The organism is Pseudarthrobacter sp. IC2-21, from assembly GCF_034048115.1.
In the GTDB taxonomy this organism is placed as follows: domain Bacteria; phylum Actinomycetota; class Actinomycetes; order Actinomycetales; family Micrococcaceae; genus Arthrobacter; species Arthrobacter naphthalenicus.
Genome location: NZ_CP139145.1, coordinates 2,769,282 through 2,793,991, shown reverse-complemented (window position 1 = coordinate 2,793,991; position 24,710 = coordinate 2,769,282). Strand labels below are relative to the sequence as shown.

The 24,710-nt window shown below is 65.6% G+C and carries 19 protein-coding genes and 2 tRNA genes; 13 read left to right on the top strand and 8 right to left on the bottom strand.

Going from position 1 to position 24,710, the window contains the following annotated elements; translation table 11 throughout:
* Window positions 1–82: 82 nt before the first annotated feature.
* The 3 genes from nudC (at window position 83) to SBP01_RS12825 (ending at window position 3,998) form a co-directional block, all read left to right on the top strand.
* Window positions 83–1,105: an NAD(+) diphosphatase gene (nudC, locus tag SBP01_RS12835; RefSeq protein ID WP_320536021.1), complete on the top strand. Its 1,023-nt coding sequence runs from the start codon at window positions 83–85 to the stop codon at window positions 1,103–1,105.
* Between the two features lie 98 nt (window positions 1,106–1,203).
* On the top strand, window positions 1,204–3,339 hold the full coding sequence (locus SBP01_RS12830; RefSeq protein WP_320536020.1) for an ATP-dependent DNA helicase UvrD2: 2,136 nt from the start codon (window positions 1,204–1,206) through the stop codon (window positions 3,337–3,339).
* Window positions 3,336–3,998, top strand: coding sequence for a M48 family metallopeptidase (locus tag SBP01_RS12825; RefSeq protein ID WP_275212417.1), 663 nt, complete (start codon window positions 3,336–3,338; stop codon window positions 3,996–3,998). The genes SBP01_RS12830 and SBP01_RS12825 overlap by 4 nt, the downstream gene beginning before the upstream one ends.
* A 9-nt stretch (window positions 3,999–4,007) precedes the next feature.
* Here the strand turns inward: SBP01_RS12825 and SBP01_RS12820 are convergent, their stop codons facing one another.
* Window positions 4,008–5,480: a zinc-dependent metalloprotease gene (locus SBP01_RS12820; protein WP_320536019.1), complete on the bottom strand. Its 1,473-nt coding sequence runs from the start codon at window positions 5,478–5,480 to the stop codon at window positions 4,008–4,010.
* A 131-nt stretch (window positions 5,481–5,611) separates the two neighbouring features.
* Between SBP01_RS12820 and SBP01_RS12815 the strand changes: the two genes are divergently transcribed.
* From SBP01_RS12815 to SBP01_RS12795, 5 genes are all read left to right on the top strand, one after another.
* Window positions 5,612–6,805: a PDZ domain-containing protein gene (locus SBP01_RS12815; protein ID WP_414004224.1), complete on the top strand. Its 1,194-nt coding sequence runs from the start codon at window positions 5,612–5,614 to the stop codon at window positions 6,803–6,805.
* A gap of 136 nt (window positions 6,806–6,941) precedes the next feature.
* Entirely contained in the window at window positions 6,942–9,932 is a 2,991-nt protein-coding gene (locus SBP01_RS12810) for a UPF0182 family protein (protein ID WP_320536018.1), read from the top strand.
* Between the two features lie 112 nt (window positions 9,933–10,044).
* Window positions 10,045–10,118 (top strand) — tRNA-Met (locus tag SBP01_RS12805).
* 121 nt (window positions 10,119–10,239) lie between these two features.
* Window positions 10,240–10,316 (top strand) — tRNA-Met (locus SBP01_RS12800).
* Window positions 10,317–10,446: 130 nt separating this feature from the next.
* Window positions 10,447–11,379 (top strand): cytochrome b/b6 domain-containing protein, encoded by a 933-nt coding sequence (locus tag SBP01_RS12795; RefSeq protein WP_320536017.1) that lies wholly within the window; start codon window positions 10,447–10,449, stop codon window positions 11,377–11,379.
* A 23-nt stretch (window positions 11,380–11,402) separates the two neighbouring features.
* Here SBP01_RS12795 and SBP01_RS12790 read toward each other — a convergent pair whose 3' ends face one another.
* From SBP01_RS12790 to SBP01_RS12780, 3 genes are all read right to left on the bottom strand, one after another.
* Window positions 11,403–12,830, bottom strand: coding sequence for a deoxyribodipyrimidine photo-lyase (locus tag SBP01_RS12790; RefSeq protein WP_320536016.1), 1,428 nt, complete (start codon window positions 12,828–12,830; stop codon window positions 11,403–11,405).
* A 129-nt stretch (window positions 12,831–12,959) separates the two neighbouring features.
* Window positions 12,960–13,751 carry a PspA/IM30 family protein gene (locus SBP01_RS12785; protein ID WP_320536015.1) on the bottom strand — a complete coding sequence of 264 codons (792 nt, stop codon included), beginning with the start codon at window positions 13,749–13,751 and terminating at the stop codon, window positions 12,960–12,962.
* 107 nt (window positions 13,752–13,858) lie between these two features.
* Window positions 13,859–15,913 carry a TPM domain-containing protein gene (locus SBP01_RS12780; protein WP_320536014.1) on the bottom strand — a complete coding sequence of 685 codons (2,055 nt, stop codon included), beginning with the start codon at window positions 15,911–15,913 and terminating at the stop codon, window positions 13,859–13,861.
* 287 nt (window positions 15,914–16,200) lie between these two features.
* Between SBP01_RS12780 and SBP01_RS12775 the strand changes: the two genes are divergently transcribed.
* The 4 genes from SBP01_RS12775 to SBP01_RS12760 all read left to right on the top strand — a co-directional run bounded on the left by SBP01_RS12775 (window position 16,201) and on the right by SBP01_RS12760 (window position 20,583).
* The gene (locus SBP01_RS12775) at window positions 16,201–17,799 is read left to right on the top strand and encodes a S1C family serine protease (RefSeq protein WP_275212424.1); all 1,599 of its coding nucleotides are present in this window, start codon (window positions 16,201–16,203) and stop codon (window positions 17,797–17,799) included.
* A gap of 245 nt (window positions 17,800–18,044) precedes the next feature.
* A complete protein-coding gene (locus SBP01_RS12770; protein ID WP_320538343.1) occupies window positions 18,045–18,836 on the top strand; it encodes an electron transfer flavoprotein subunit beta/FixA family protein in 792 nt (263 codons plus the stop codon).
* A 14-nt stretch (window positions 18,837–18,850) separates the two neighbouring features.
* Window positions 18,851–19,804, top strand: a complete 954-nt coding sequence (locus tag SBP01_RS12765; RefSeq protein ID WP_320536013.1) for an electron transfer flavoprotein subunit alpha/FixB family protein — start codon at window positions 18,851–18,853, stop codon at window positions 19,802–19,804.
* A gap of 17 nt (window positions 19,805–19,821) precedes the next feature.
* Window positions 19,822–20,583: a PIG-L deacetylase family protein gene (locus SBP01_RS12760; protein WP_275212491.1), complete on the top strand. Its 762-nt coding sequence runs from the start codon at window positions 19,822–19,824 to the stop codon at window positions 20,581–20,583.
* 84 nt (window positions 20,584–20,667) lie between these two features.
* On the opposite strand, the gene SBP01_RS12755 is transcribed toward SBP01_RS12760, so the two are convergent.
* From SBP01_RS12755 to SBP01_RS12740, 4 genes are all read right to left on the bottom strand, one after another.
* Window positions 20,668–21,537 (bottom strand): anti-sigma factor, encoded by an 870-nt coding sequence (locus SBP01_RS12755; RefSeq protein WP_320536012.1) that lies wholly within the window; start codon window positions 21,535–21,537, stop codon window positions 20,668–20,670.
* Window position 21,538: 1 nt separating this feature from the next.
* The gene (locus SBP01_RS12750; protein WP_275212427.1) at window positions 21,539–22,147 is read right to left on the bottom strand and encodes a sigma-70 family RNA polymerase sigma factor; all 609 of its coding nucleotides are present in this window, start codon (window positions 22,145–22,147) and stop codon (window positions 21,539–21,541) included.
* Between the two features lie 205 nt (window positions 22,148–22,352).
* Entirely contained in the window at window positions 22,353–22,820 is a 468-nt protein-coding gene (locus tag SBP01_RS12745; protein ID WP_275212428.1) for a tRNA (cytidine(34)-2'-O)-methyltransferase, read from the bottom strand.
* Window positions 22,821–22,829: 9 nt separating this feature from the next.
* The gene (locus tag SBP01_RS12740) at window positions 22,830–23,789 is read right to left on the bottom strand and encodes a J domain-containing protein (RefSeq protein ID WP_275212429.1); all 960 of its coding nucleotides are present in this window, start codon (window positions 23,787–23,789) and stop codon (window positions 22,830–22,832) included.
* A 195-nt stretch (window positions 23,790–23,984) separates the two neighbouring features.
* Between SBP01_RS12740 and SBP01_RS12735 the strand changes: the two genes are divergently transcribed.
* Window positions 23,985–24,698, top strand: coding sequence for a hypothetical protein (locus SBP01_RS12735; protein ID WP_320536011.1), 714 nt, complete (start codon window positions 23,985–23,987; stop codon window positions 24,696–24,698).
* Window positions 24,699–24,710: the final 12 nt, after the last annotated feature.

Here is a 24,710-nt window from a genome sequence, read left to right as displayed (position 1 = left end):
ACATCCTGAGGTCCTTGCCACATGTCCCGCCGATTCCTCCCGCCAAATGTAAATTGTCGGTCTGAGTCAGTACGGTGGACACATGAGTTATGCGGAGTCCGCTTTACCGGCCTACCCGGCGCAGGCAGTCCAGCTGCCGGCCAACCATCTATCCGACACGGTACTGCCGGTTCGCCCGGCCATGGTGGACCGCGGCTCCGTGGCACGTGCGCGGCCAGGCATGGTGGAAGACCTGCTGGCCAGAGACGAAACGCTGGCAGTGGTTTTGGCTGGCCGGCAGGCCCTCATCCGCACCAACGAGCTCCTGATGCCCGCGGCGCACGGACTCCTGGCCCAGCTGCGGACGCTGGATACCGTTCCCGAACAGGTCATCTACCTGGGTGCAGCCCTGCCGGGCTCGGATCTTCCTGCGGGCACCGACATCGTTCTGCTCATACTGCCGGACGCTATCGCTCCAGGTGAAGGCGGCATCCCGTCTGACGCCGAGTGGGCAGGATTCCGCGACATCGCCGCCGTCCTGAACCCGACCGACACCGCGCTGTTTGTGGAGGCCAGCGCCATCGCAAACTGGCACGCCACCCACACCCACTGCCCCCGCTGCGGTGTCCCCACCGTGGTGGAGGCCGGGGGCTGGGTCCGGCGCTGTCCCCAGGACAATTCAGAGCACTACCCCCGGACGGACCCCGCCATCATCGTGACGGTGGTGGGACCGGACGGCCGGCTCCTGCTGGGCGGAGGCGGACCGCTGGACGCCAAAAACTACTCCACGCTGGCCGGATTCGTGGAGCCCGGTGAATCCCTGGAGCAGGCCGTGATCCGGGAAATCCACGAGGAAGTGGGCGTCAGGATCACCAGGTGCCAGTACCTGGGCTCGCAGTCCTGGCCGTTCCCGGCCTCCCTGATGCTGGGGTTTTCCGCGGTCACGGAGGACTTCGTGGCAACGCCCGACGGCGTGGAGGTCACCCGGGCGCGCTGGTTCAGCCGGGAGGAACTGCAGGCCGCCGTACTCGCCGGCGAGATCACCATCTCCAGCCGGTTGTCCATTGCGCGCTCCCTGATTGAGCATTGGTATGGCGGCCGGATCATGGACCGCACTGACACGTGACCACGGAACTCCGGCACCTGCCCAGGCAGGCGTCGCAGCTTGCCCGGCAACACCGGCAGCAGTCCCACTAACGGCAGTACCAACCAAGAACAGCAGAAGTGACCACAGAGAATTTTGACAGCGTACAGTCCCTCGAGGAGCGCATCCTGGGCGGGCTCGATGCTGAGCAGCGGGAAGTCGCCAGCACCCTCAACGGGCCGCTGTGCGTCCTGGCCGGCGCCGGCACCGGGAAGACCCGGGCCATCACGCACCGGATTGCTTATGGGGTCCACTCCGGCGTCTACAGTCCGCAGCGGCTCCTCGCCGTCACCTTTACGGCCCGGGCTGCGGCCGAAATGCGCAGCCGGCTGCGGGACCTCGGCGTGGGCAACGTGCAGGCCCGCACGTTCCACGCAGCTGCACTACGGCAGCTGCAATTTTTCTGGCCGCAGGCAGTGGGAGGCACCTTGCCCAACCTGCTGGACCACAAAGCACAGATGATCGCTGAGGCGTCCCGCCGCCTCAGGCTCAGTACGGACCGCGCTTCCATCCGTGACCTCGCATCGGAAATCGAGTGGGCCAAGGTTTCCATGCTGACCCCGGCCAACTACCTGGAGAACGCGCAGGACCGGGGAACGCCCGGCGGGTTTGACCTGACCGCCGTGGCCCGGGTTTTCCAGTCCTACGAGGACGTCAAGACGGACCGCAATGTCATCGATTTTGAGGACGTGCTGCTGATTACGGTCGGCATCCTGCAGGAGGACCAGAAGGTTGCCGCCACAGTCCGGGAGCAGTACCGGCATTTTGTGGTGGATGAGTATCAGGACGTTTCGCCGCTGCAGCAGCGACTCCTGGAACTGTGGCTTGGCGGCCGGGATGAGCTTTGCGTCGTGGGCGATGCAAGCCAGACCATCTACTCGTTCACCGGCGCTTCCCCCAAGCACCTGCTGGGTTTCAAGGCCCAGTACCCTGATGCCAGCGTGGTCAAGCTCATCCGCGATTACCGTTCCACGCCCCAGGTGGTCAAACTGGCCAACGACCTCCTGGCAGCGCGGCGCAGCGGCGGCCCTGTTGCCGACTCGGCCTGGGCAACCCCGCTCCAACTGGTGGCGCAGCGCCCCTCGGGTCCGGTGCCGCAGTTCACCGAATGCTCGGATGATGAAGCCGAAGCCGCCACGGCAGCGGCCAAGATCCGGGAACTGCTCGACGCCGGCACGCCAGCCAGCCAGATAGCCATACTTTTCCGCACGAACGGGCAGTCCGAAGCCTACGAACAGGCCCTGGCGGCGGCCGGAATCGGTTATCAGCTCCGCGGCGGCGAGCGGTTCTTCGCCCGCAAGGAAGTGCGGGATGCCATCCTCCAGCTGCGGGCAGCCACCCGGGCGGTGGCCGAGACGGCAACACCGGAGCCGCTGGGCCAGCTGGTCCGGGACATCGTCGCCTCCCTTGGCTATACCGAAGCTCCACCCCACAACGGCGGGGCACTTCGTGAACGCTGGGAATCCCTGGCAGCGCTGGTGGCACTCGCCGACGAACTGGTCCAGGTCCGGGGCGGGAACTTTGGGCTGGCGGACTTCGTCAATGAACTCCAGGAGCGGTCCCTGGCACAGCATGCCCCCACGGTCCAGGGCGTCACGCTTGCCTCGCTGCACGCCGCGAAAGGCCTGGAATGGGATGCTGTTTTCCTTGTGGGCCTCAGCGAGGGCCTCATGCCCATCTCCTTTGCCGACACTCCCGAGGCCGTCGACGAGGAGCGGCGCCTGCTTTATGTGGGAATCACCCGGGCACGCGAACACCTCGCGCTGTCCTGGTCCACCGCACGGACGCCCGGTGGCCGGGCCAACCGGAAGCCTTCACGCTTCCTTGACGGGCTCCGGCCCAATTCGGTGGCCAGCTCCAGCACCCGCGGCAAAGGGCCCGCCCCGCGCCGCAAAGCTGCCACCCCTGCCACCTGCAGGGTCTGCGGGAGCATGCTGGCCAGCGGCGCTGAACGCAAAGTGGGCCGATGCAATGACTGCCCGCCCAGTTACGAAGAACAGACCTTTGACGCCCTGCGGCAGTGGCGGAAGGAGATTGCCCTGGCCGCCGAGGTCCCGGCTTTTGTGGTCTTTACCGATGCCACGCTGACGGCGATCGCCGAGGCGAAGCCGTCCACGCTTGAGGAACTTGCCGCGCTGGCCGGCGTGGGCCCGGCGAAACTGGAACGCTATGGCGAGGACGTGCTGCGGGTGCTCGTTGAAAGCAGCATCCTGTGACACCCGGTAAGCGCAGCAGCCCATCAGGTCTGAGGACAACCGGCGGGGCTCCCGTGGAGGTGCGGAGATCGGCCCGGCGCACCCGGACCGTGGCTGCCTTCTGGGAAAACGGGACGGCGGTGGTGGCCATTCCGGCCAGGTTCACGGCTGCCCAGGAGTCCGAATGGGTCCACCGGATGCTGGAGAAACTGCACCGGCAAGGGGAGCGGCGAGCAGACAAAGGACGGAAACAGCCAGCCACGGACGCTGCGTTGGCAGCCCACGCCGCGCACCTGTCATCAAAGTACTTCGGCGGCAGGGCAGTCCCGACCTCGGTCCGCTGGGTCAGTAACCAGAACTCCCGTTGGGGCTCGGCGACGCCGTCGGAAGGAACCATCCGGCTCTCCGACAAACTCCGGCCCATGCCGCAGTGGGTCATCGACTACGTGCTGCTGCACGAGCTCGCACACTTGCTCGTGGCCGGGCATAATGCCGCCTTCTGGAAACTGCTGGAAGCCTATCCGGACACCATGCGCGCCAAGGCATTCCTGGAAGGCGTCTCCTACGCCACCTCCCGTGGCCTCCCCGCCGACGGCGCGTACCACGTCGACGACGAAGAACCTGCCGGCGACGAAGAACCCGTCGGCGTCACCGGGCACAGCCAAGGCGACGCCGACTAAGCACTGCGCCTAGCCTTTCGGCTGCTCCGAATCGCCGTCGTCGGCATCCGTGCCGTCTTCCCTGCTGGCGTCGCCCGTGCCGGAGTCGTCATGCCCGGATTCAGCTGCGGAATCATCGGAGTCCTCCGGGGCGGCGTCGTCGAAGCCGCCGCTGAGGAGCTTCTGCAGGGCGTCGTCCACTTCGCTGTCGCTGGCCTCGGCCAGCTTGCGGCGCCCGCTGAAGCCCTGGGGGTCATCGAGGTCCTCGGCCGTGGGCAGCAGATCGGGGTGCTGCCAGATGGCGTCCCGCCCGGCAATGCCGCGCTCCTCCTTGAGGACCGCCCACAAGGTGGCAGCGTCCCGCAGGCGGCGCGGACGGAGCTCCAGACCCACAAGGGAGGCAAAGGCATGCTCGGCGGGGCCGCCGGTGGCGCGGCGCCGCCGGACCGTCTCACGGAGGGCGGCCGCGGAGGGCAGCATCTTCTCCGTGGCCGAAGCCGTGAGCTCGTCCACCCAGCCTTCAACGAGCGCGAGCGCCGTTTCCAGTTTTTCGAGTGCCTGCTCCTGGGCAGGTGTCCGCTGCGGCATGAAGACGCCCTGGGACAGCGCTTCCTGGATGCCTTCGGGGTTGCTGGGGTCCAGGTCCCGGGCCAGTTCTTCGATGCGGGAGGTGTCGATGTGGATGCCGCGGGCGTACGCCTCGATGGCACCCAGCAGATGGCCACGAAGCCAGGGGACCTGCACGAACAGGCGTGCGTGGGCGGCCTCGCGGACGGCGAGGAACAGGCGGATGTCGGTCTCCGGCAGGCCCAGCCCTTCCCCGAAGGACGCCACGTTGGACGGCAACAGCGCCATTTCCAGGTCGGCCAGGGGCACCCCGATGTCAGTTGAACTGACCACATCGGCGGAGAGCGCGCCGATGGCCTGCCCGAGCTGCATGCCAAAGATGGCGCCGCCCATGTTCTGCAGCATGGAGGATGCCCCGCCCATCATGGACTTCATCTCTTCGGGCATCTGCTCGGTCATGGCGCCGGACAGGGCATTGGCGATGCTGTTGGCCACGGGCTCGGTCAGCCGCTTCCACGTTCCAAGGGTGGCTTCCACCCACTCGGCACGGGACCAGGCCCGGCCGATCAGGCCGGTGGCCGGGAGGTCGGTCACCGGATCGAGCCAGAGTTCGGCCAACCGCAGCGCTTCGTCCACTTCCCGGCTCTGCTGGGACGTGACGGACGGGTCGGCACTGCTGGCCGCGACGCGGCGCGCATTCTCGTGGGCGAGCTGCCAGTTGACGGGACCCTCGGAGGGGGCACTCATCATGGCCTGGACCTGGGAGAACATCTGCGCCAGCAGGTTGGGGTCATCCGGCAGGCCTGCGGCTTTCGCCAGTTCGGCGGGGTCGAAGTTCTCCATACCCTTGCCGCCCATCAGGTTCTGCAGCATCTCGGTCAATGGATCCTTCGGCGTATCATCGCCGTCGGACGGATTGAGTGGGTTGGAGGTCATGGTCCCGCCGATCGTGAGTTTGAGCGTTCACTTCACGGTACCCCGGGCCGGGACGGCTGTCTGCCCGGGAGGACGGCCGTTCGCTCTAGGCAAAGAGCCTGCTGAAGGCCCCACCGCGTAGTGTTGGTTCAGTGACTGCAACCCGTGGCGAACACCCGCACAAGGACCACTCTTCCGAGGTCGACGACGCTGCAACCGTGCATGCCGGGCCGCCTGAGGGCCCTGCCGCCGGCGTCGCCGCTGCCGGGAACTACGGCCCACCGAATCAACGGACGGGGGACGGTCGGGTCTCCGTCATGCTGCTCTCGGGAGTCCTGGCTGTGGGTCTGGGAATAGCGGCGGCCACCATTCCGGTGCCGTATGTAGTGGAACGGGCCGGCCCCACGTTCAATACGCTCGACAGGTCCGGCGATACCCCTGTCATAAGTGTCACGGGCCACGAGACCTACCCCGCGAAAGGCAACCTGGACCTGACCACGGTTTACGTCGAGGGCGGCCCCACCGGCCCGGTCAGCATTGTGGGAGTCTTCGGCGCATGGCTGGACAGGTCAAAGTCCGTGTACCCGCAGGAGCTGATCTATCCCACGGGCACCACCAAGGAGCAGGCGGAAGAGCAGAGTTCCGTGGCCATGACCACCTCCCAGGAGAACGCTGTTGCCTCGGCTCTGCGGGAGCTCAACATTCCTTTTGGCCAACAGCTCCAGGCCGCGGGCCTCTCCAACGGGTCGCCGTCGGCCGGCAAGGTCCAGGACGGTGACATTTTCGAGACCATCAACGGGAAGCCCATCACCTCGCTCACTGTGGTGCAGGAGGAACTGGCCGCCGGCAAGGGAGCGCCCGTGACCCTCGTGGTGCAGCGGGCGGGGGAGTCCTTGGCCCAGACCATTACACCCAAGGACAACGGGTCCGGCCGTTACATCCTCGGCATCATGCTGAAGTACGTGTTTACGTTCCCGTTCGACGTCAAGATCTCCCTGGACAAGGTGGGCGGCCCGAGTGCCGGGTTGATGTTCGCGCTGGGCATCGTGGACACCGTCACGCCCGGCGACCTGACCGGGGGCAAGCACATCGCCGGTACGGGCACCATCAGTCCCGACGGCACTGTGGGCCCCATCGGCGGGATACGACAGAAGATGCTCGGCGCGCGCGCCGGCGGGGCCACACTGTTCCTCGCCCCGGCCGATAACTGCGACGAAGTGGCGGGCAATGTGCCGGAGGGCCTGCAGGTGGTCAAGGTGGAGAACCTTGACCAGGCGCGATCCGCCGTCGAACGCGCGGCATCATCCCAGGACACGGCCGGTTTGCCCTCCTGCGCCAGCAACTAGACTGAGGCCAGGAACTAAGCTTTACCGCCACTCGTGGCAGATATGACGGACGTTGCCACACGCTTGACCGGTGCCGGACGTCAACCGCACGCACGCTCTTAATGTAAATCTGACGATCAGCTATGAGGTACCGAGTTTGTCCCGTCCCACCAGCCCCATCCCGCCCGGAAGACCCCCATCACGACGCGGGGCTCTGACACCCACCCTGATAGTCGTTGCCCTGGTAGTTGTGGGCTTCATCTTCTTCGCCAACGTGTGGACTGACGTCCTGTGGTACCAGCAGCTCGGTTACTTCGAAGTGTTCCTGACCGAGAACCTCGCCAGGATCCTGATCTTCCTTGCCGGCTTCGCGCTGATGTTCGCGGCGGTTTTTTTCGCCATCCGCATCGCCTACCGCGCGAGGCCCGTCTACGCACCGGACTCCGAAATGCGGGACAACCTCAACCGCTACCAGGCACAGCTTGAACCTGTCCGCCGCGTTGTCATGGTGGGCCTGCCCATTCTGTTCGGCCTCTTTGCAGGCAGCGCCGCCGCCAGCCAGTGGCAGAAAGTCCTGCTCTTCTTCAACCAGCAACCCTTCGGCCAGGAAGACCCCCTCTTCAGGCTGGACATCAGCTTCTACGTGATGACCTTGCCGTTCCTCGGATTCGTCACAGGATTCCTGATCAGCGTGGTGGTGGTGGCTGGCATCGCCGGCATTCTTACCCACTACCTCTACGGCAGCATCCGCCTGATGGAACGCGGCGTGTTCACCAGCAGGGCCGCGCAAATCCACCTCGCCGTCACGGGCGCCAGCTTCCTGGTCCTGCTTGGCGTCAATTTCTGGCTGGACCGCTATTCCGCACTTCAAAGCAACGGCGGCCGCTGGGCCGGCGCCCTGTACACCGACGTCAACGCCGTGATTCCCACCAAGGCAATCCTCGCCGTCGCCGCAGTACTGGTGGCCATCCTCTTCATCATCGCCGCCGTCATCGGCCGCTGGCGTCTGCCGGTCATCGGTACCGCCATGCTGGTCATTACCTCGATCCTTGCCGGTGGCGTGTACCCCTGGGTCATCCAGCAATTCCAGGTGCGGCCTTCCGAGCAGACGCTCGAGAAGGATTACATTGAACGGAACATCAAGATGACCCGGGCCGCCTACGGCCTGGACCAGATTCAGGTGGACCGCTACAACGCGACAAACACGGCCAATACCGGAGCGCTCGCCCCGGACGCGCAGACCACAGCCAACATCAGGCTCCTGGATCCCAACCTCATCTCCGACGCGTTCGCCCAGCTGGAACAGTACCGGCCGTACTACCAGTTCCCCGCGTCCTTGAACGTTGACCGGTACGAAATCGACGGCAAGATCCAGGACACCGTCATTGCGGTTCGTGAGCTGAACCCCGTCAACGTCGCCACCAACCAGCAGGGCTGGCTGAACCAGCACGTTGTCTATACCCATGGCTACGGTGTGGTCGCGGCCAAGGGCAACAAGTTCACCGTTGACGGAAAGCCGGAGTTCCTGCAGTCCGGCATTCCCTCCACCGGCGTCCTTGGTAACGACTCGACATACCAGCCGCGGATCTACTTCGGCGAGAATTCTCCGGAGTACTCCATTGTTGGTGCCCCCGCGGGCGCGACCCCCCGTGAACAGGACAGGCCCTCCGGTAAAGAGGGTGAAGCGGACAACCAGTACACCTTCGAAGGCAACGGCGGCCCGAACGTGGGCAGCTTCTTCAACAAAATCCTCTACTCCATCAAGTTCCAGTCCTCGGACCTGCTGCTGTCCGACGGAGTCAACGCCGAGTCGCAGATCCTGTACGACCGCAACCCCCGGGAGCGCGTCGAAAAGGTAGCGCCCTACCTGACCGTTGACGGCAACGCCTACCCTGCCGTGGTGGACGGCCGCGTCAAATGGATTGTGGACGGCTATACCACCAGCCAGTACTACCCGTACTCACAGCAGGAACAGCTCTCGGCGGCCACTGCAGACTCGCAGACCTCTGCCGGGCGATCAGTAGCACTGCCCAACAGCTCCGTGAACTACATCAGGAACTCCGTCAAAGCCACCGTCGATGCATACGACGGTTCGGTGACTTTGTACGCCTGGGATGACCAGGACCCCATCCTGAAGGCCTGGCAGAAGGTTTACCCGAACTCCCTGAAGCCCTTCTCGGAGATGTCCGGTGACGTCATGAGCCATGTCCGTTACCCTGAGGACCTGTTCAAGGTTCAGCGTGAACTCCTGGGCCGCTACCACGTCACGGAGCCGGGAAGCTTCTACCAGGCGAAGGATGTCTGGAGCGTTCCCAACGATCCCACGGTGTCCACCGACGTCAAGCAGCCGCCGTTCTACATGTCGCTGCAGATGCCGGACCAGAAGGAGCCGGCCTTCCAGCTGACGTCCTCCTACATTCCGCAGATCGTGAACGGCACCGCCCGAAACGTCCTCTACGGATTCCTGGCCGCTGACTCGGACGCCGGTAACCAGAAGGGCGTGAAGGCCGACACCTACGGCAAGCTCAGGCTCCTCCAGATTCCACCGGAGATCCAGGTTCCCGGACCGGGCCAGGCGCAGAACAAGTTCAACTCGGACCCCACCGTGTCCCAGGCCCTGAACCTTCTGCGGCAGGGTGCTTCGGAGGTGCTCAACGGCAACCTGCTGACGCTGCCCGTAGGCGGCGGCATCCTGTACGTCCAGCCTGTTTACCTCAAGTCCACCGGCGAGACCTCGTACCCGACGCTGCAGCGCGTGCTGGTCGCCTTCGGTGACAAGGTGGGCTTCGCGCCAACGCTCGACGGCGCGCTGAAGCAACTCTTCGGCGGTGACTCCGGTGCAGCTGCCGGTGACTCTGCCAACACCGGACAGACTCCTCCCGCGCCGGGCGAGACGCCGCCCGTCAGTGCGGGGGCCCAGGCTGACCTGAAGGCTGCACTGGAGGCGGCGAACGCCGCCATCAAGGCAGGCCAGACGGCCCTGGCCGCCGGCGACTTCGCCGCCTACGGTGAGGAACAGAAGAAGCTGGCAGCGGCCCTGCAGAAGGCTCTCGACGCCGAGGGGAAGATTCCGGCTGCTGCACCCGGGGCTACCCCGGCGCCCGAAGCCACTCCGTCAGCCACGCCGTCCCCTTCGGCAAGTAAGTGACGGCAGCCCAGTACGTGAGGGCAGCCATTAGCTGACGGCAGCCCAGCGAGACGCACATCACGCCACCAGGATTTGGCCTCCCGTTCACCGGGCGGTAGAGTTGATCTTGCGACGCGGGGTGGAGCAGTTCGGTAGCTCGCTGGGCTCATAACCCAGAGGTCACAGGTTCAAATCCTGTCCCCGCAACTGGTGAAAAAGTCCGGATCCTGGAAACAGGGTCCGGACTTTTGTTTAACCAGTCGCGGGCGGACCCCGCAGGCGGAGTGGTAATTGTCCGCTCCAAAGTACGGTAGTGTTGATCAAGCGACGCGGGGTGGAGCAGTTCGGTAGCTCGCTGGGCTCATAACCCAGAGGTCACAGGTTCAAATCCTGTCCCCGCAACCATGTGAAAGACCCCGACCGGGAGTTACGCCGGCCGGGGTCTTTTTTTGCCTGAATGCTGGTGGTTCCTAGTATTCTCGTTCGCAGAGCCGTTTGAGCACTGGTCAGTCATTCTCGAGAGGAATGTTTTTCGATGTCGACACCCACGAAGAAGCCCGCCTCTGCGACGGGCAAGCCGTCCAGGCTCTACTGGGGCATTCCGGCCGTTCTCGTGGCGCTGGTCCTGGTGGTGCTGCTGGCCAAGTGGATGACCGGGCTGCCTGCGGTGGCTTCGTTCCTCGCGGACTACCCGGGCCACTCGGAACTCCCTGACGGTGCACCCGTGGGCTTTCCGGCCTGGCTGGGCTGGCAGCACTTCCTCAACGGCTTTTTCCTGCTGCTGATCATCAGGACCGGCTGGCAGGTGCGGACCACAACACGTCCCAGCGGGCACTGGACACGAAACAACAAGGGCTTGATCAAGACCAAGAACGCGCCCACGAAGATCACCCTGGAACTGTGGCTGCACCTGACACTGGATGCCCTGTGGATCCTCAACGGCGTGGTGTTCGCTGTCCTCCTGTTCGCCACAGGCCAGTGGGTGCGGATTGTGCCCACCAGCTGGGACGTCATCCCCAACGCACTTTCGGCTGCGCTGCAGTACGCCTCGCTGAACTGGCCCACCGAGAACGGCTGGGTCAACTACAACGCGCTGCAGCTGCTGACGTACTTCGTTACCGTCTTCATTGCCGCGCCACTGGCCTTCATTTCCGGTATCCGGACATCCTCCGCGTGGCCCAAGAAGGCTGCGGGCCTCAACAAGGCCTACCCCGTCGAGGTGGCACGGGCCATTCACTTCCCCGTGATGATCTACTTCGTGGCTTTTATCGTGGTGCACGTCTTCCTGGTGCTGGCCACCGGAGCACTGCGGAACCTCAATCACATGTACGGCGGCAGCGACGACGCCGGCTGGTTCGGTTTCTGGGTGTTCCTGGCTTCGGTCGCCGTGATGGTCGCCGCCTGGTTCCTGGCGCGTCCGCTCTTCCTGCGGCCCATTGCCTCGCTGATGGGCAAAGTGAGCCGCTGACGTCCGCCGGGCCCGGACGGGCCTCAGCCCTGGGTGTCCTTAAGCCTCTGGTAGGTGGCCAGCGCACGCTCACGGGACTCAGGGAGGCCCACCACCGGTGCGGGGTAGCCTTCAAGGCCCAGTGATTTCCATGGCTCGTGGATGGCCTTGCGGTCCAGCGGTGCCAGCTCGGGGATGAACTCGCGAAGGTACCTGCCCTCAGCGTCGAATTTTTTGCTCTGCGTCACCGGATTGAAGATCCGGAAATAGGGTGAAGCGTCGGCACCGGAGCCTGCCACCCACTGCCAGTTCGCCGGGTTGCTGGCCGCGTCCGCGTCCACCAGGGTGTCCCAGAACCATGCTTCCCCCAACCTCCAATCGGCAAGGAGGTTCTTGACCAGAAACGACGCCGCGGCCATCCGTACCCGGTTATGCATCCATCCGGTCTGCCACAGCTGCCGCATCCCGGCGTCCACCAGCGGATAACCGGTCCGGCCCTGCTGCCAGGCTTCCAGTTCCGCGGCGGCGGGTTCCTGCCACTCGAAGCGGTCAAACTCCGGCCGGTAGTTGCGGGTCGCAAGCTGCGGATTGACATAGAGCAGCTGCCAGCAGAACTCCCGCCAGCCGAGCTCGGACCGGAAGATGCCGACGTCGGGCGTCGCCTCGCGTGGAAAGCGGAGGCGGATCTCGTGCCAGACCCGGAACGGACTGATTTCGCCGAAACGCAGATGCGGGGACAGCCGGCTGGTGCCCTCCATGCCGGGCACGTCCCGGCCGTCGCCGTACTCGTTCACCGGGCCGTCCAGGAAATCGTCCAGTCGGCTGTGGGCGCCGGCCTCCCCGGGCTGCCAGGTCCTGGCCAGCCCGCCGCTCCAGTCCGGTGAGACGGGCAGCAAGGACCACTCTGACAGGACGTCACTGGCCACTCTCCCCGCGCCGGGGGAGGGGAGGTGCGTGGGGGCGTCCATCGGCTTACGGGGTTCTCCTGACGCCATGCAGGCCCGCCAGAACGGTGTGAAGACTTTGTACGGGCCCCCGCTGCCCGTGGTGATGGTCCACGGTTCGTAAAGCAGGCTGGCCTGGAAGCTGGCGGCATCGATGCCATTCTCCGCCGCCCAGGTTTTGATTTCGGCGTCCACTGCCCGTTCAGGGCCGCCGTAGCGTCGATTCCACAGCAGGTGCTGCGCGCCGGTTTCCTCTTCCAGCCCGCGAATCACCGGACCCGCCGGTCCCCGGCGGAGGACCAGTGTGGAGCCGGCATCTTTCAGGGCCGCCGCAAGGGATGCGAGGGAATGGTGCAGCCACCACTTGACCGCACCTCCAAGCGGCCGGACTCCTGGCGATTCCTCGTCGAGGATGTAGACCACGGTCAGCGGCAGGCCGATGTCGACGGCGTGTGACAGGGCAGGATTGTCGTCCAGCCGGAGATCATCACGGAGCCAAACGATGGTGGATGCGTCGCGGGAGGCCATGGCCTCCACGCTACACACTTCCGGCGGCCACGGCGGGAGAGCCGTGGTGTGGTGGTAAAGCAGAGGCCGGAGTTCATCGCGAACTCCGGCCTCCCCGCTGGACCGCCCTGCCGGGCGGCCCGCTACTGGCTACAGCTTATCGAAATCAGCTTCGTCCACGGTGGACCCTGCCGGAACCGACGACCCCGAGGCGCCCAGGGCCGGCTTGGCACCGCCGGACTTCAGGGCGGCTAGACGAGCCTCGATCTCGGTCTGCTCGCCGAGGTCCTCGAGCTGGTTGAACTGGGCGTCCAGGCTCGATGCGGCAAGCTCCTGCTGGCCGCGGACCTTCGCCTCTTCGCGGCGGATCTTCTCTTCGAAACGGCCAACTTCGCTGGTGGGGTCCATGAAGTCGATGCTCTTGATCGCATCATGCACCTGGGACTGCGCCGCGGCCGTCTTGGAGCGGGCCACCAGCTCATTCCGCTTGCTGGTCAGTTCGTTGAGCTTGCCCTTCATCTGATCGAGGCCGCTCTTGAGCTTGTCCACCACTTCGCGCTGCGAAGCGATGCTGGGCTCTGCTCCCTTGGCTTCGTTCTCGGCGGACATTTGGCGCTGCAGGGCCACCTTGGCGAGGTTATCGAACTTCTCGGCATCAACAGTGTCGCCGCCGGCCCGGTATTCGTCCGCCTTCCGCGAGGCTGCGAGGGCCTTGTTGCCCCAGTCCTGCGCGTTCTTGACGTCCTCGCGGTAGTCGTCCTCGAGCATCCGGAGGTTCCCGATGGTCTGGGCCACGGCGGATTCGGCCTCGGCGATGTTGTTCGTGTAGTCCCGGACCATCTGGTCCAGCATCTTCTGCGGATCCTCAGCGTTGTCCAGCAAAGAGTTGATGTTTGCCTTTGCAAGCTGCGCGATGCGGCCGAAAATGGACTGCTTAACCATGGTGTTACCTTTCGTCCTGCTCAATGGTGGCCACTGGAATCAGTGAACAGTTGTACCGTTTATGTTTGTCACCGGGATGGACCGCCGGCAACGGCTGTCCTTGCGGACTAGAAACTTCCGGAGTCGCCTCCGCCGAAATCTCCTCCGCCGAAGTCGCCGCCGCCGCCGAAACCGCCGCCGTCTCCCCAGCCACCGCCGTCGCTGTGACCGCCGCCCCAGCCGCCGCCCCCACCGCCGTTGAGGATGGAGTTGATGAGGATGCCGCCCAGGATGGCGCCGCCGAGGCCGCCGCCGCCTCCGCCGCGACCGCCGAACATGCCGCCACCGCCAAAGCCCTGGTTGGCGTAGCCGCCGAAGTTGTCGACGTCGGCCTGGGCCAGTTGGGCGGCCTGGGCGGCGAGGGCATGAGCCTGCTGGGCATACGTGAGCGCGGTGACGGGGTCGTTGCGGGAGATGGAGAGTGCGTAGTCAAGGTTGCGCTGCGATTCAGCAAGCCGGGTCCGGGCTTCGGTGCCCACACCACCGCGCCGGGCGGTGATGTAATCGGACGTCGCGCTGATTTGTGCCTGTGCCGACATGATGGTCTGCTGGAGCGAAGCCTGGGCGCGGCGGGCCTGATCCTGCTGGTTCCGGATGCCGGTGAGGGACTGGTCCAGTGCCTGATGCGCCGTCTCCACGCGCTGCAGGGTGGCGATGGGATCGATTTTCCCGCCCTGGATTTCGGCCTTCACCTGAGCCAGCGCGGCTTCAACGCCTGCCACCGGGCCGGCCAGTTCAGGGTGTTCGCCGGACTGGATCATGGCCTTCGCCTGGGCAAGGTCCTGGGAGGTCTCGACGACGGCTGCCTCGAGCCCGTTCCGGGCCTCGTCCAGACTGGCTGAGACCTTGGCGATGGCATCGAGCAGGACGTTGGTCTGGTGCAGGCTTTCCTCTGCGGCGCGGACGGCCACAGCAGCCAGGCTGCCTTCACCGGCTGCGAGCTTCTCCTGGGCGGTGCCGGTGGCATTCTGCACGAAGGCGAGGCGTTCCTTGGCCTGCGTGATGTTGTCCGCGACCTGTACCAGCGCGCTGTCCGCATACTTGGCACGCAAAGCTGTCAATGACTGTTCCGCTGTGGCAATTTTGGCGTCGGCGTCATGGGCGCCCGTAGTCACCGCAGCCAGTGCCTGGGGAGCGTTCTTCTCCAGCTCACGCAGCGAGTCGAAATCGGCCTTTTGCTCCTGGAGCGAGCCGAGCGCTGCCTCTGAACGGCGGATGATCTCGCCGTACCAGCTGCGCTGCTGTTCCTCGGTGTCCGGGATGTGGTCGTCGAGCTGCTGCTGGAGCTTGAACGACTCGGTCATATGCGCCTTGGCTTCCGCAAGGGCTTTTGTGAAGTTGCCTACCGCGGCATCACCGTACTGTGCCTGGGCGAAGCCAAGCTCCTGCTCGCTGGACTTGATGGCGTCATCGGCCTCGATGATCAGGGAGCCGCTCTTGCGGCGGAGTTCCTCGATGCTCAGCGAAGCCAGGGGATCGAGTTCGGCGCCCTGCGGTCCGTAGCTGGCGCTGGATGCCTGGGCTGCCTTCTTCCGCTTGTTGCGGAAGTAAAGGTATGCGCCGGCTCCGCCGGCAACAACCACGCCCGTTCCGACCAGGACACTCGCGCCGGCGCCGCCGGTGGATGGGACGTTGCCGCTGCCTCCTCCGGCTGCATCGCCAATGGCAGCTGCAGTGTCGATAGCGGCCTGGGCGTAATCCTTCTTGCCACCAGCCAGGTTGGCGGTGACGGCATTCTGGCTGATGTTGGACTGTTTCGACCTGATGGCGCTCGAAGCGTCAGTCGCAAAGTAGAACTGGCCCGCCGTGGAAATGGCCAGCAGGACATCGGCCTTGCCCATTGATTTTTGGGTAGCAACAGCCTTGCCCCAGTCCTCAGGCTTGGACGGGTTGTCGAAGGAGTTCACCGTCACGACATAGAGGTTGTACTTGTGGTCCTTTAGCAGCGTCTGGATGGCGGTCTGCACTTCGCCCTTGCGGCTGCCCAGAACATTGGCGTTATCCACAATGTTCGTGCCGGACGGGATGGTTACCGGCGGTTCGGCCCAAGCCGCGCCGGCGGGAACCGCGAGCAGCCCTGTCAGGCCGATCACGGCGAGGATACGTTTGAACTTTGACCGCATGTGCAACCCTTCAGCACGCCTGACACCGATTCAGGACGAATCAGCGTCTCAGAATTCAGCAGCGCCCCCACGCGTGGTGTAAAGCCGCAGGTCGCTGTGGCAATTCCTTTTGATTCTATGGTGCACCTATGGGTGCGTCCATCGAGGCGAATATGCCACCAGCGAAACCCCCCGAAGTTCGAGGATCAGCGGATAATTAACGCACTCAGGAACCTCCCAGCCAACGTTCGCCCCAGTTCCAGTCAAACGGTACATAGTTAATGCAGACGAGGATGAAAGGAAGTCCAATGACTGAGAACCCAAACCCGGGTGCAGCGCCTGATAACCGGCAGCCGGACGGGAGCCGGAACCCGGCCCAGGCCCCTGCGGAAGCCGGCAGCAGCACTGGCGGTCACTCCCATCCGACTGAGCAACTGGACCGCTCCGGGGCGCCCGGGAACCCGACCCAGCAACTGCCCGGCGCGCCACGTCCGGTCTACCCTCCCCGTGAGCCGTTCTACGGCCAGCAGGCAAGCGACCAGCAAACCCACAGCGGGCAGCCATACGGCCAGCAGGCGCACAACCAGCACGACCCGCACCAGCAGCCGCAGGGCGCCCATTCAGCACTGCCGGGCGGTTACACCGGCCAGTACAACCCCGGGCAATACAACTCGGCACCCAACCCCGCTGACGCCCCCCGCAGGAAGGCCTCCTTCGGTGTCGGGACCCTGGTGGCCAGCATCCTCGCCGCCGGCCTCGTGGGTGGCGGCGTGGCCACCGTCGGTTCGGGTGCACTCGTCAACAATTCATCTTCAGCGGTCGGCAGCACCAGCAGCCAGCCCGGCACGGTGATCGTCAACAACAAGGACGATGTCAATGCCATTACGGCTGCGGCCCTGAAGGCTACCCCCAGTGTGGTGACCATCAGCGCTTCGGCCGGCAATGCCGGCGGGACGGGGTCGGGCATCGTCCTGGACGACAAGGGGCACATCCTCACCAATACCCACGTCGTTACCCTGGACGGCCAGACAGCCAACGCGGCCCTGGAGGTCCGCACCAGCGCAGGAAAGGTCCTCAAAGCCACGCTGGTGGGGACAGATCCGCTGTCTGACCTTGCCGTGATCAAGGTGGACGATACCTCCGGGCTCACTCCGGCAACCCTCGGGGATTCCGGCAAGCTCAATGTCGGTGACACGGCAATTGCAATCGGCTCCCCGCTGGGTCTCACCGGCACTGTGACGGACGGTATCGTCTCAACCTTGAACCGGACCATTAGCGTGGCCTCCTCCGCGGCACCCAAGAACGGGGACAGTTCCCAGGGCGGGGACCAGGGCTTCCAGTTCGCGCCCCCGGGGGGCGGGCAGGGCCAGAGCACGGCCAACCAGGGATCCATCGCCATCAACGTGATCCAGACTGACGCCGCAATCAACCCCGGCAACTCCGGCGGCGCCCTGGTCAACTCCAAGGGCGAGATCATCGGCGTCAACGTTGCCATCGCGTCCGCCGGTTCCGACTCTTCTTCGTCGTCCTCCAGCGGAAACATTGGCGTCGGCTTCAGCATCCCCATCAACCACGCCAAGCGGGTGGCGCAGGAGCTCATCGATACCGGCAAGGCATCCCACGGCCAGTTGGGTGTGAGCGTTCGGGACAAGTCCTCGGGAAGTTCGTCCAGCTTCTCGGTCGGAGCGGACGTAGCCACCGTCGAACCCAATTCGGCAGCCGCGAAGGCAGGCATCAAGGTGGGTGATGTGATCACCAAGTTCAACGACCTGACCGTCAGTGAACCCAACCAGCTGACGGCAGCCGTCCGCGAGCAGGCCGGCGGATCCACAGCCAAAATCACCGTCCAGCGCAACGGCCAGGAGCAGACTCTGGACGTCACCCTGGGAACGGCAGCGGACCAGTAGGAACCCAAGCAACAGGAACTGAAACAGGAGCAGACGACGGCGGCGGTCACCTCGGTGACCGCCGCCGTCGTCTGCTTCCACCCCAGGCCGCCCGGCCCTGACACAGGGGTTAACGGGACGGCAACGCGGGGCGACTATATGGTTAGCTAGGATCTACCCGTACCCCGGGCGTTCCGAGGCCATGACCCCACCCGGCTGGCTGTCCACAAGCATGGAAGGCTGCTGTAAACACAGTGGAAGATACATTGAAGATCGTCGTCCTGGTCAAGCATGTACCGGACGCCCAGTTCGACCGTCACCTCAACGGAGAGGGCTACACCACGGACCGCGACGAAAGCATCCTTTCGGAGCTGGATGAGTACGCGCTGGAGGCTGCCCTGCAGTTGGCCGAAGCGCGCGGCGGCGCCAAGGCGGGGAACCAGGTCATCGCGCTGAGCATGGGCCCGGCCGGTGCGGTCAACGCCGTCAAGAAGTCGCTCCAGATGGGTGCCACCGAAGGCGTGCACCTGACGGACAGCGCCCTGGCGGGTTCGGACGCCGCCGCCACCTCGCTGGCGCTCGCGGCAGCCGTCCGGCACCTCGGGGCGGTGGACCTCGTCCTGACCGGCATGGCCTCCACCGACGGCGAGACATCCCTGGTGCCGGCACAGCTTGCCGAACGACTCGGCCTGCCGCAGGTGACTTTTGCGTCATCGCTGACGGTGGACGGCGGCCGGCTCACGGCCCGCCGCGACGCCGACACCTACTCCGAGACCGTGGAAGCCGCGCTGCCCGCCGTCGTCTCGGTGACGGACCAGATCAACGAACCGCGCTACCCCAACTTCAAGGGCATCATCGCCGCCAAACGCAAGAGCATCACCACGCTCTCGCTGGCGGAGATCGGCGTCGACCCGGCACAGGTGGGCCACGCCGGATCCTGGACCACCGTGACCGCCGCCGCGGAACGGCCGCCACGCACCGCAGGCACCATCATCACCGACGAAGGCGACGCCGGCATCAAGCTCGTCGACTTCCTGGCCGCCCAGAAGCTGCTCTAAGAGGGATCACAGACATGGCTAACGTACTTGTATTCATTGACCAGCCCGGAGAAGCCCTGAAAAAGAGCAGCCTGGAACTGCTGACCGCGGGCCGCGCCCTGGGTGAAACCGCCGTCGCCCTCAACGGGGACGTACACCCGGCAGTCGCGGCGGCGTTCGCGGAGTATGGCGTCACGGCGATCTTCCAGCCCGTTGCCGCCAATTTGGACGACTACCTCGTCGCACCGAAGGCCGCCTACCTCGCCGCCGCCGCAACGGCAGCGGGCGCCACCACGGTGCTTCTCGATAATTCGCCCGAAGGCAAGGAAATCGCGGCCCGGCTGGGCATCAAGCTCAGCGCCGGCGTGATCACCGACGTCGTGGCGGTCGACGCCGATGGCACGGCTCACAAGTCAGTCCTTGCCGGCTCCTACACCACCGCTGCCAAAGCCACCACGCCGGTCTCCGTGCTGACACTGAAAGCCAACAGCATTACCCCCGAGCCGGCGCCCGCCGCCACTGTACCGGAGACTTCCGCCGTGGAGGTGGCCGACGACGGCACTGCAGCGGCTGCCCGCATCACCTCCCGCGAGCAAAAGGTGGCCAGCGGGCGTCCGGACCTCACCGACGCGCGGATTGTGGTGGCGGGCGGCCGCGGGCTGGACGGCGACTTCGGCCCCGTGGAGGAACTCGCCGACGCCCTCGGCGCTGCCGTGGGTGCCTCCCGTGCGGCCACTGACGCCGGCTGGATCAGCCACGACGCGCAGGTGGGCCAGACCGGGAAGACCGTGTCCCCCCAGCTGTACATCTCGGCAGGCATCTCCGGCGCCATCCAGCAGAAGGCCGGCATGCAAACGGCCAAGGTCATCGTGGCCATCAACAAGGACGCCGACTCACCGGTTTTCGAGATCGCCGACTTCGGCATCGTCGGGGATCTCTTCGATGTCCTGCCCCAGGCCACGGCAGAAATCAAGAAGCGTAAAGGCTGACAGTGGCCGAACCCGCTATGGCACAGAGCCCGTTCAACCCGGCCGCACACCGGGTTGAGCGGGTGCTCTGTTTCGCCGCCCACCCGGACGATATCGACTTCGCTGCTGCCGGCACCATCGCGGCGTGGACGGCTGCCGGCGTCCAGGTGAGCTACTGCATTATGACCGACGGCGATGCCGGCGGCTTTGATCCGGCCCACCGGGCGGAAATCATCGCCCTGAGGGCCGACGAGCAGCGCCGGGCCGCCGAACTGGTGGGCGTCACCGAAATTTTCTACCTGCACGAGCGCGACGGCTACCTGGAACCGACGCACCAGGTGATCAAGGGCGTGGTGCAGCTGATCCGCGAAGTCCGCCCCGACGTCGTGCTTGCCATGCATCCGGAACGGAACTGGAAACGCCTCCAGAAGAGCCACCCGGACCACTTGGCAGTGGGGGAGGCCGTGACCCGGGCCGTCTACCCGGCAGTGGAAAACCCGTTCGCCTACCCGGAACTCGCCGAGGCCGGCCTGGCCGCCTACAAGCTGCCTTGGCTGTGGCTCTACGCCGGTCCGGACGAGCGCGAGAACCACTTTGTGGACGTTACGGAGCACGTGGCAACCAAGCTTGAGGCCATCCATGTACATGTCAGCCAGCATCCCGACGTTGCCGCCATGGAAGCAGTGGTCCGGCAGGGCCTGCTGACAAACGCCCGGCGCGCCGGGCTTGGTGAGGGCCGCAGCGCCGAGGCGTTCCACGTGGTGGCGGTCAACGGTCCGGGGACCATCGCCGGGTTCTAGAGGGATTCTGTCCGGATAATGCGCAGTCGGCCCTGTTGAGGCCGCATTATCCGGACAGAAAACTCCCGTGTGGGATGGTGCTTCTCAGGCCCCGAGGGGCGCGGCCGCCACGGTGGGCGACGTGGGGGTTGCCGAGCCACCTGCCGGCTCCACAGTGATGCCGAGGGAGGCCGCGGACGCTATGCCCTTGACCACGGCCGGCCTGGACAGCGCTTCTTTATCCATCAGACCCTGTGACACCGGTGCGGAGCCGTCCTTGGGGATCAGCCACATCTGGTAAACCTTGCCCGCCGGGGGTGCCGGGACATCCTTCATCTTCACGATCAGGGCGTCCTTGGACGGTGAGATCAGGACCGTTGCCGTGCCGCCTGCAGCGACGGGGACGGACGCCTCGCGGACGTCCTGGGCCCGGGCCACCTGGTTCAGGGGATCGTTCTGATCTGCGACATAGCTTCCCACCGCGACGCCACCGAGGGCGATGACGGCGGCGGCTGCCGCAGCGGCGAGCCAGCGGCGGGGGTTGCCGGGCCGGCGTCGTGATTCCCGCTTCAACCGGGCCGCGGAAAGCTCATCCACGGCTTCCTCGTGCGGGTTTCCGGCTGGCGGCAGTGCTGCACCGACGGGCGCGGCAGGCCTGTCAACAGGCAGTTGGGCGAGTGAGGGCAGTTGGGCCACGATCCGGTCGAACAGGTCCGCCGGAGGTTCTGCCTCCGCGGTAAAGGACACGGCTAGCGTTTCCCGTGCCTGGCGGACACGCTCCAGGAAGGAATTGCGCTCGTCCGCAGGGGCGGCAGCGATGTAGCGGTCGATGGCTGAGCGTTCGTCATCGGTGACAGCGTCCAGAGCGTAGAGCTCGGCCAGATCCACGGCCCGGCCGGAATCGAGGTCGGCCGCAATTTCCAGGCCGAAGGACCCGGGACGGCGGGCGCCGCCCTGACTGTTCGTATCTGTCATCTCAACTCACCCCCAGACATGTCTTCAAGCGGATCAGTCCGTCGCGGATGCGGGACTTGATGGTGGGAACTGCGGCATTGAGCCTCTCCGCGACTTCCCGGTAGGTGAGGCCGCCATAGTAGGCGAGCCGCACCGATTCCTGTTGGGTGTCGGTCAGGGTCTCCAGACACCGGACTACGGCCTCTGCCTCCAGTTTGCTGTCCACTTCGGCCGATACGGAGTCGTGGTCAACCTCCTGGCTGCTGGCGCCGTATTTTGCTTCGCGGTCGGTGGCGGACTGAGAGGAACGCACCTTGTCCACTGCCCGGCGATGGGAAATGGTCATCAGCCAGGACAACGGGCTGCCCGCCTCCGGGTTGAATTTTCCGGCATTTTGCCACACCTGGAGGAAGACCTCCTGGGTGGTGTCCTCGCTGAGCTCAGGATCGATGAGGACCCGGCGGGCCATTCCAAAAACCCGGCGCGAGGTCAGCTGATAAAACTCGGCAAAGGCTGCCTGGTCCCCGCCGGCCACCCGGGCGAGCAGGCCGCCCAGGCGCTGGCTTAGGTCCGCCGGAGAGTCTGTCACTGCCGCGGGGGACTCGAAGTTTGGCGCGTTGGGAGTTTCCATCACTACCAAGCATAGGTCTCCTGGCGGTGGATGCGCGGTAGCGGCGCCGGGGCTGCGCCCGGTAATGGACGGCGCGGGTGTCTGAGGTTCCGGCCGGGCCTGTAACAGTGTCACCGCGGCTCCTTCATCATCCCGGAATTGCTGTCAGGAGGGATTCGGTGCAGGCCGTGTCATGGATGGGTCTGGATTGATTCCAACGCGCCTGTCAGATTTGGGCGCCGGCAAACCCTTGTTGGCGCCAGGCTTCGTACACGGCGATGGAGGCGGCATTGGCGAGGTTCAGCGAACGGAGCGAGGGCAGCATGGGAAGCCGGACGGTGGCAGTGACGTGCGGGTCGCGTTTGATGTGTTCGGGCAGGCCCACGGATTCCTGGCCGAACATCAGCACGTCGCCGGGCAGGTAGGTAATGTCCGCGTAGCTGGCTGTGCCGTCGGAGGTGAAGGCGTAGACGCGTTCGGGCTGCAGTTCCCGCCAGGCATCCTCGATGCTCTTGTGGACCGTCACGACGGCGAGGTCGTGGTAATCGAGGCCGGCGCGCCTGAGCTTCGCGTCAGAGAAATCGAAGCCAAGGGGTTCCACCAGGTGGAGTTCGGCTCCGGTGATCGCAGCCAGCCTGATGGCATTGCCGGTATTGCCTGGAATTTCGGGGGAGTGGAAGAGGATTCGGAACACGGTCCAATCCTAGCCAGTGTGCATGCCGCGCAGCAGCCTGGCCAGGATGGGGACGTTGACCGTGTTTGGCGCCGGTCCGGCGGAAAGGAAATGTTTGAGGCCCCGGACCAGTCCTGCAGCGTTGACTACCTGGACCGTTTCGCCGGCGCCGGCGCTGCGCCGGTGGCGGTCGATGACGGGCTCGTGGAGATTGCCGTCGGGGCTGTGGATCACGGTCCACCCGGTGACATTGAGCTCGGGAAAAATATCCTGCATGGCCCGGACCACGTGGGCCAGCTGCGGCGGGGCAATGGCACGGCCGCCGTGCCTGAGGGCCTGCCCGTCCCACGCGTATGCGCCCTTGGGCAAAAGCATGGAGCCGATCAGCGCCAGCCGGTAACCGGACAGCAGTGCGTGGTCAATATGGCTGTTGTCCGCGGGGGACTGAAGTCCGTTCACGAGCCGGGCTGCAGGAATCGCCGGCAGCACCTGGCGGGTGATGAGCTGGACCGTCCTCATTTCACGCTGGATTCTGGCTTCCGCACCAAAGATGCCGCGTTTCCGTGGCATCCCGTGCACCTGCTGGCTGGCCTGGCTGAAGGGGATGAGGGGAACTGTCCCGGCTGCTTGGAACGCGGCGGAATCGTATGGCGGCAGGTACACGGCCGGATCGCCGGCGGTGTTGCGGGGCGTGTTGGGTCGGTGCACGGTGGCCGAGGCGTGGCTGCCCGCGGCGGGTGCATCGAAGTGCGCTTCGGGCGCCCCTGCGGCCGCGGTGCCGGCGGCATAGGAGCGGTCGTAGGCCTTCCGCCGTGTGGGATCCATCAGGGTTTCGTAGGCTGCAGTCACTTGGCGGAACGTGGCAGCGTCCCCGCCGTGGTCCGGATGGGCCATCCGGGCGGCACGGCGGTAGGCCACCTTGATTTCCTTGTCGGTGGCTGTCACCGCGACGCGGAGCACCTCGTAGTGGGAGCTGCTGCTCTCGGTCAAGCCCTCATCCTTCTGTTCGTCCGGCTTCGGTTCCGTCCCGGCTGGGTTTCGTCCCGGCTGGGGTTCGTCCGGCGGGTCCGCGGCAGGCGCCCCGGCTGGCCCAGTTTAGCCGCTGTCCACACAACGTCTTTGTGGGTGGTTCTGGTTCCCTGCCCCGGCCCGCACACGGGAACCGCCCGCCGTCTAGACTTCTGGATGGTGACGGCAGGCGGGCTGTCCGGGGAGCACATGGGGGCGGACGTGAAGGCACAGGCTGCAGTTGGACCCGCGGTGGGGGCGCTGCTGGGCCTGCTGGCGCTCGCAGGCTGCAGCGTCGGCGTCCCGGATCCGGCAACCCCGTCGGTCCCGCCGACAGCCACCGGGCTTGCAACCCCCACCATCACGCCGGGCCATGACGCCGCAGCCGTGGCCGCCAGGGACATGCCCTTTTCCGCCGGTGGCACGCTAGCCGCGGGCGTTCCGGCGGGCATCTCCGACGACCTGAAAAATGCGCCGGGCTGGACCGCGGTGAAGGAAAATGTTGCCGGTGAGAGCCGGTACGCGAAGGCCGACGGCTGCCTGGTGGCGGCCAAGGTGCGGGCCAACCAGTCTCCGCTGGTTCGCGCAGATGACCGCGAGTCCACGGCGGCCCTGTTCACCTATCTTGATCCCACTATCCTGCCCACGTACCTGAAGACGGCAACACTGCGGTGGGGCGGGGAGCCGGGCAAGCCCGGTCCTGTGGTGGAGGTGCTGGTTTTGGAGGAGCCTGGTCAGTCCGGCGCCAAATCAAGGGCTGTCATGGCGAGGGTTTTCGGCGCGGCCGCGTCGTCAGTGTATGTCTCGGTTTCGTGCCCCGATGCTGCCACCCTGGCGGGTGCCCGGGCCGAGGTGGCAGCGCGCCTCGTGGTGCTTCCGCCGCTGAACTAGCGGTGCTGCGAA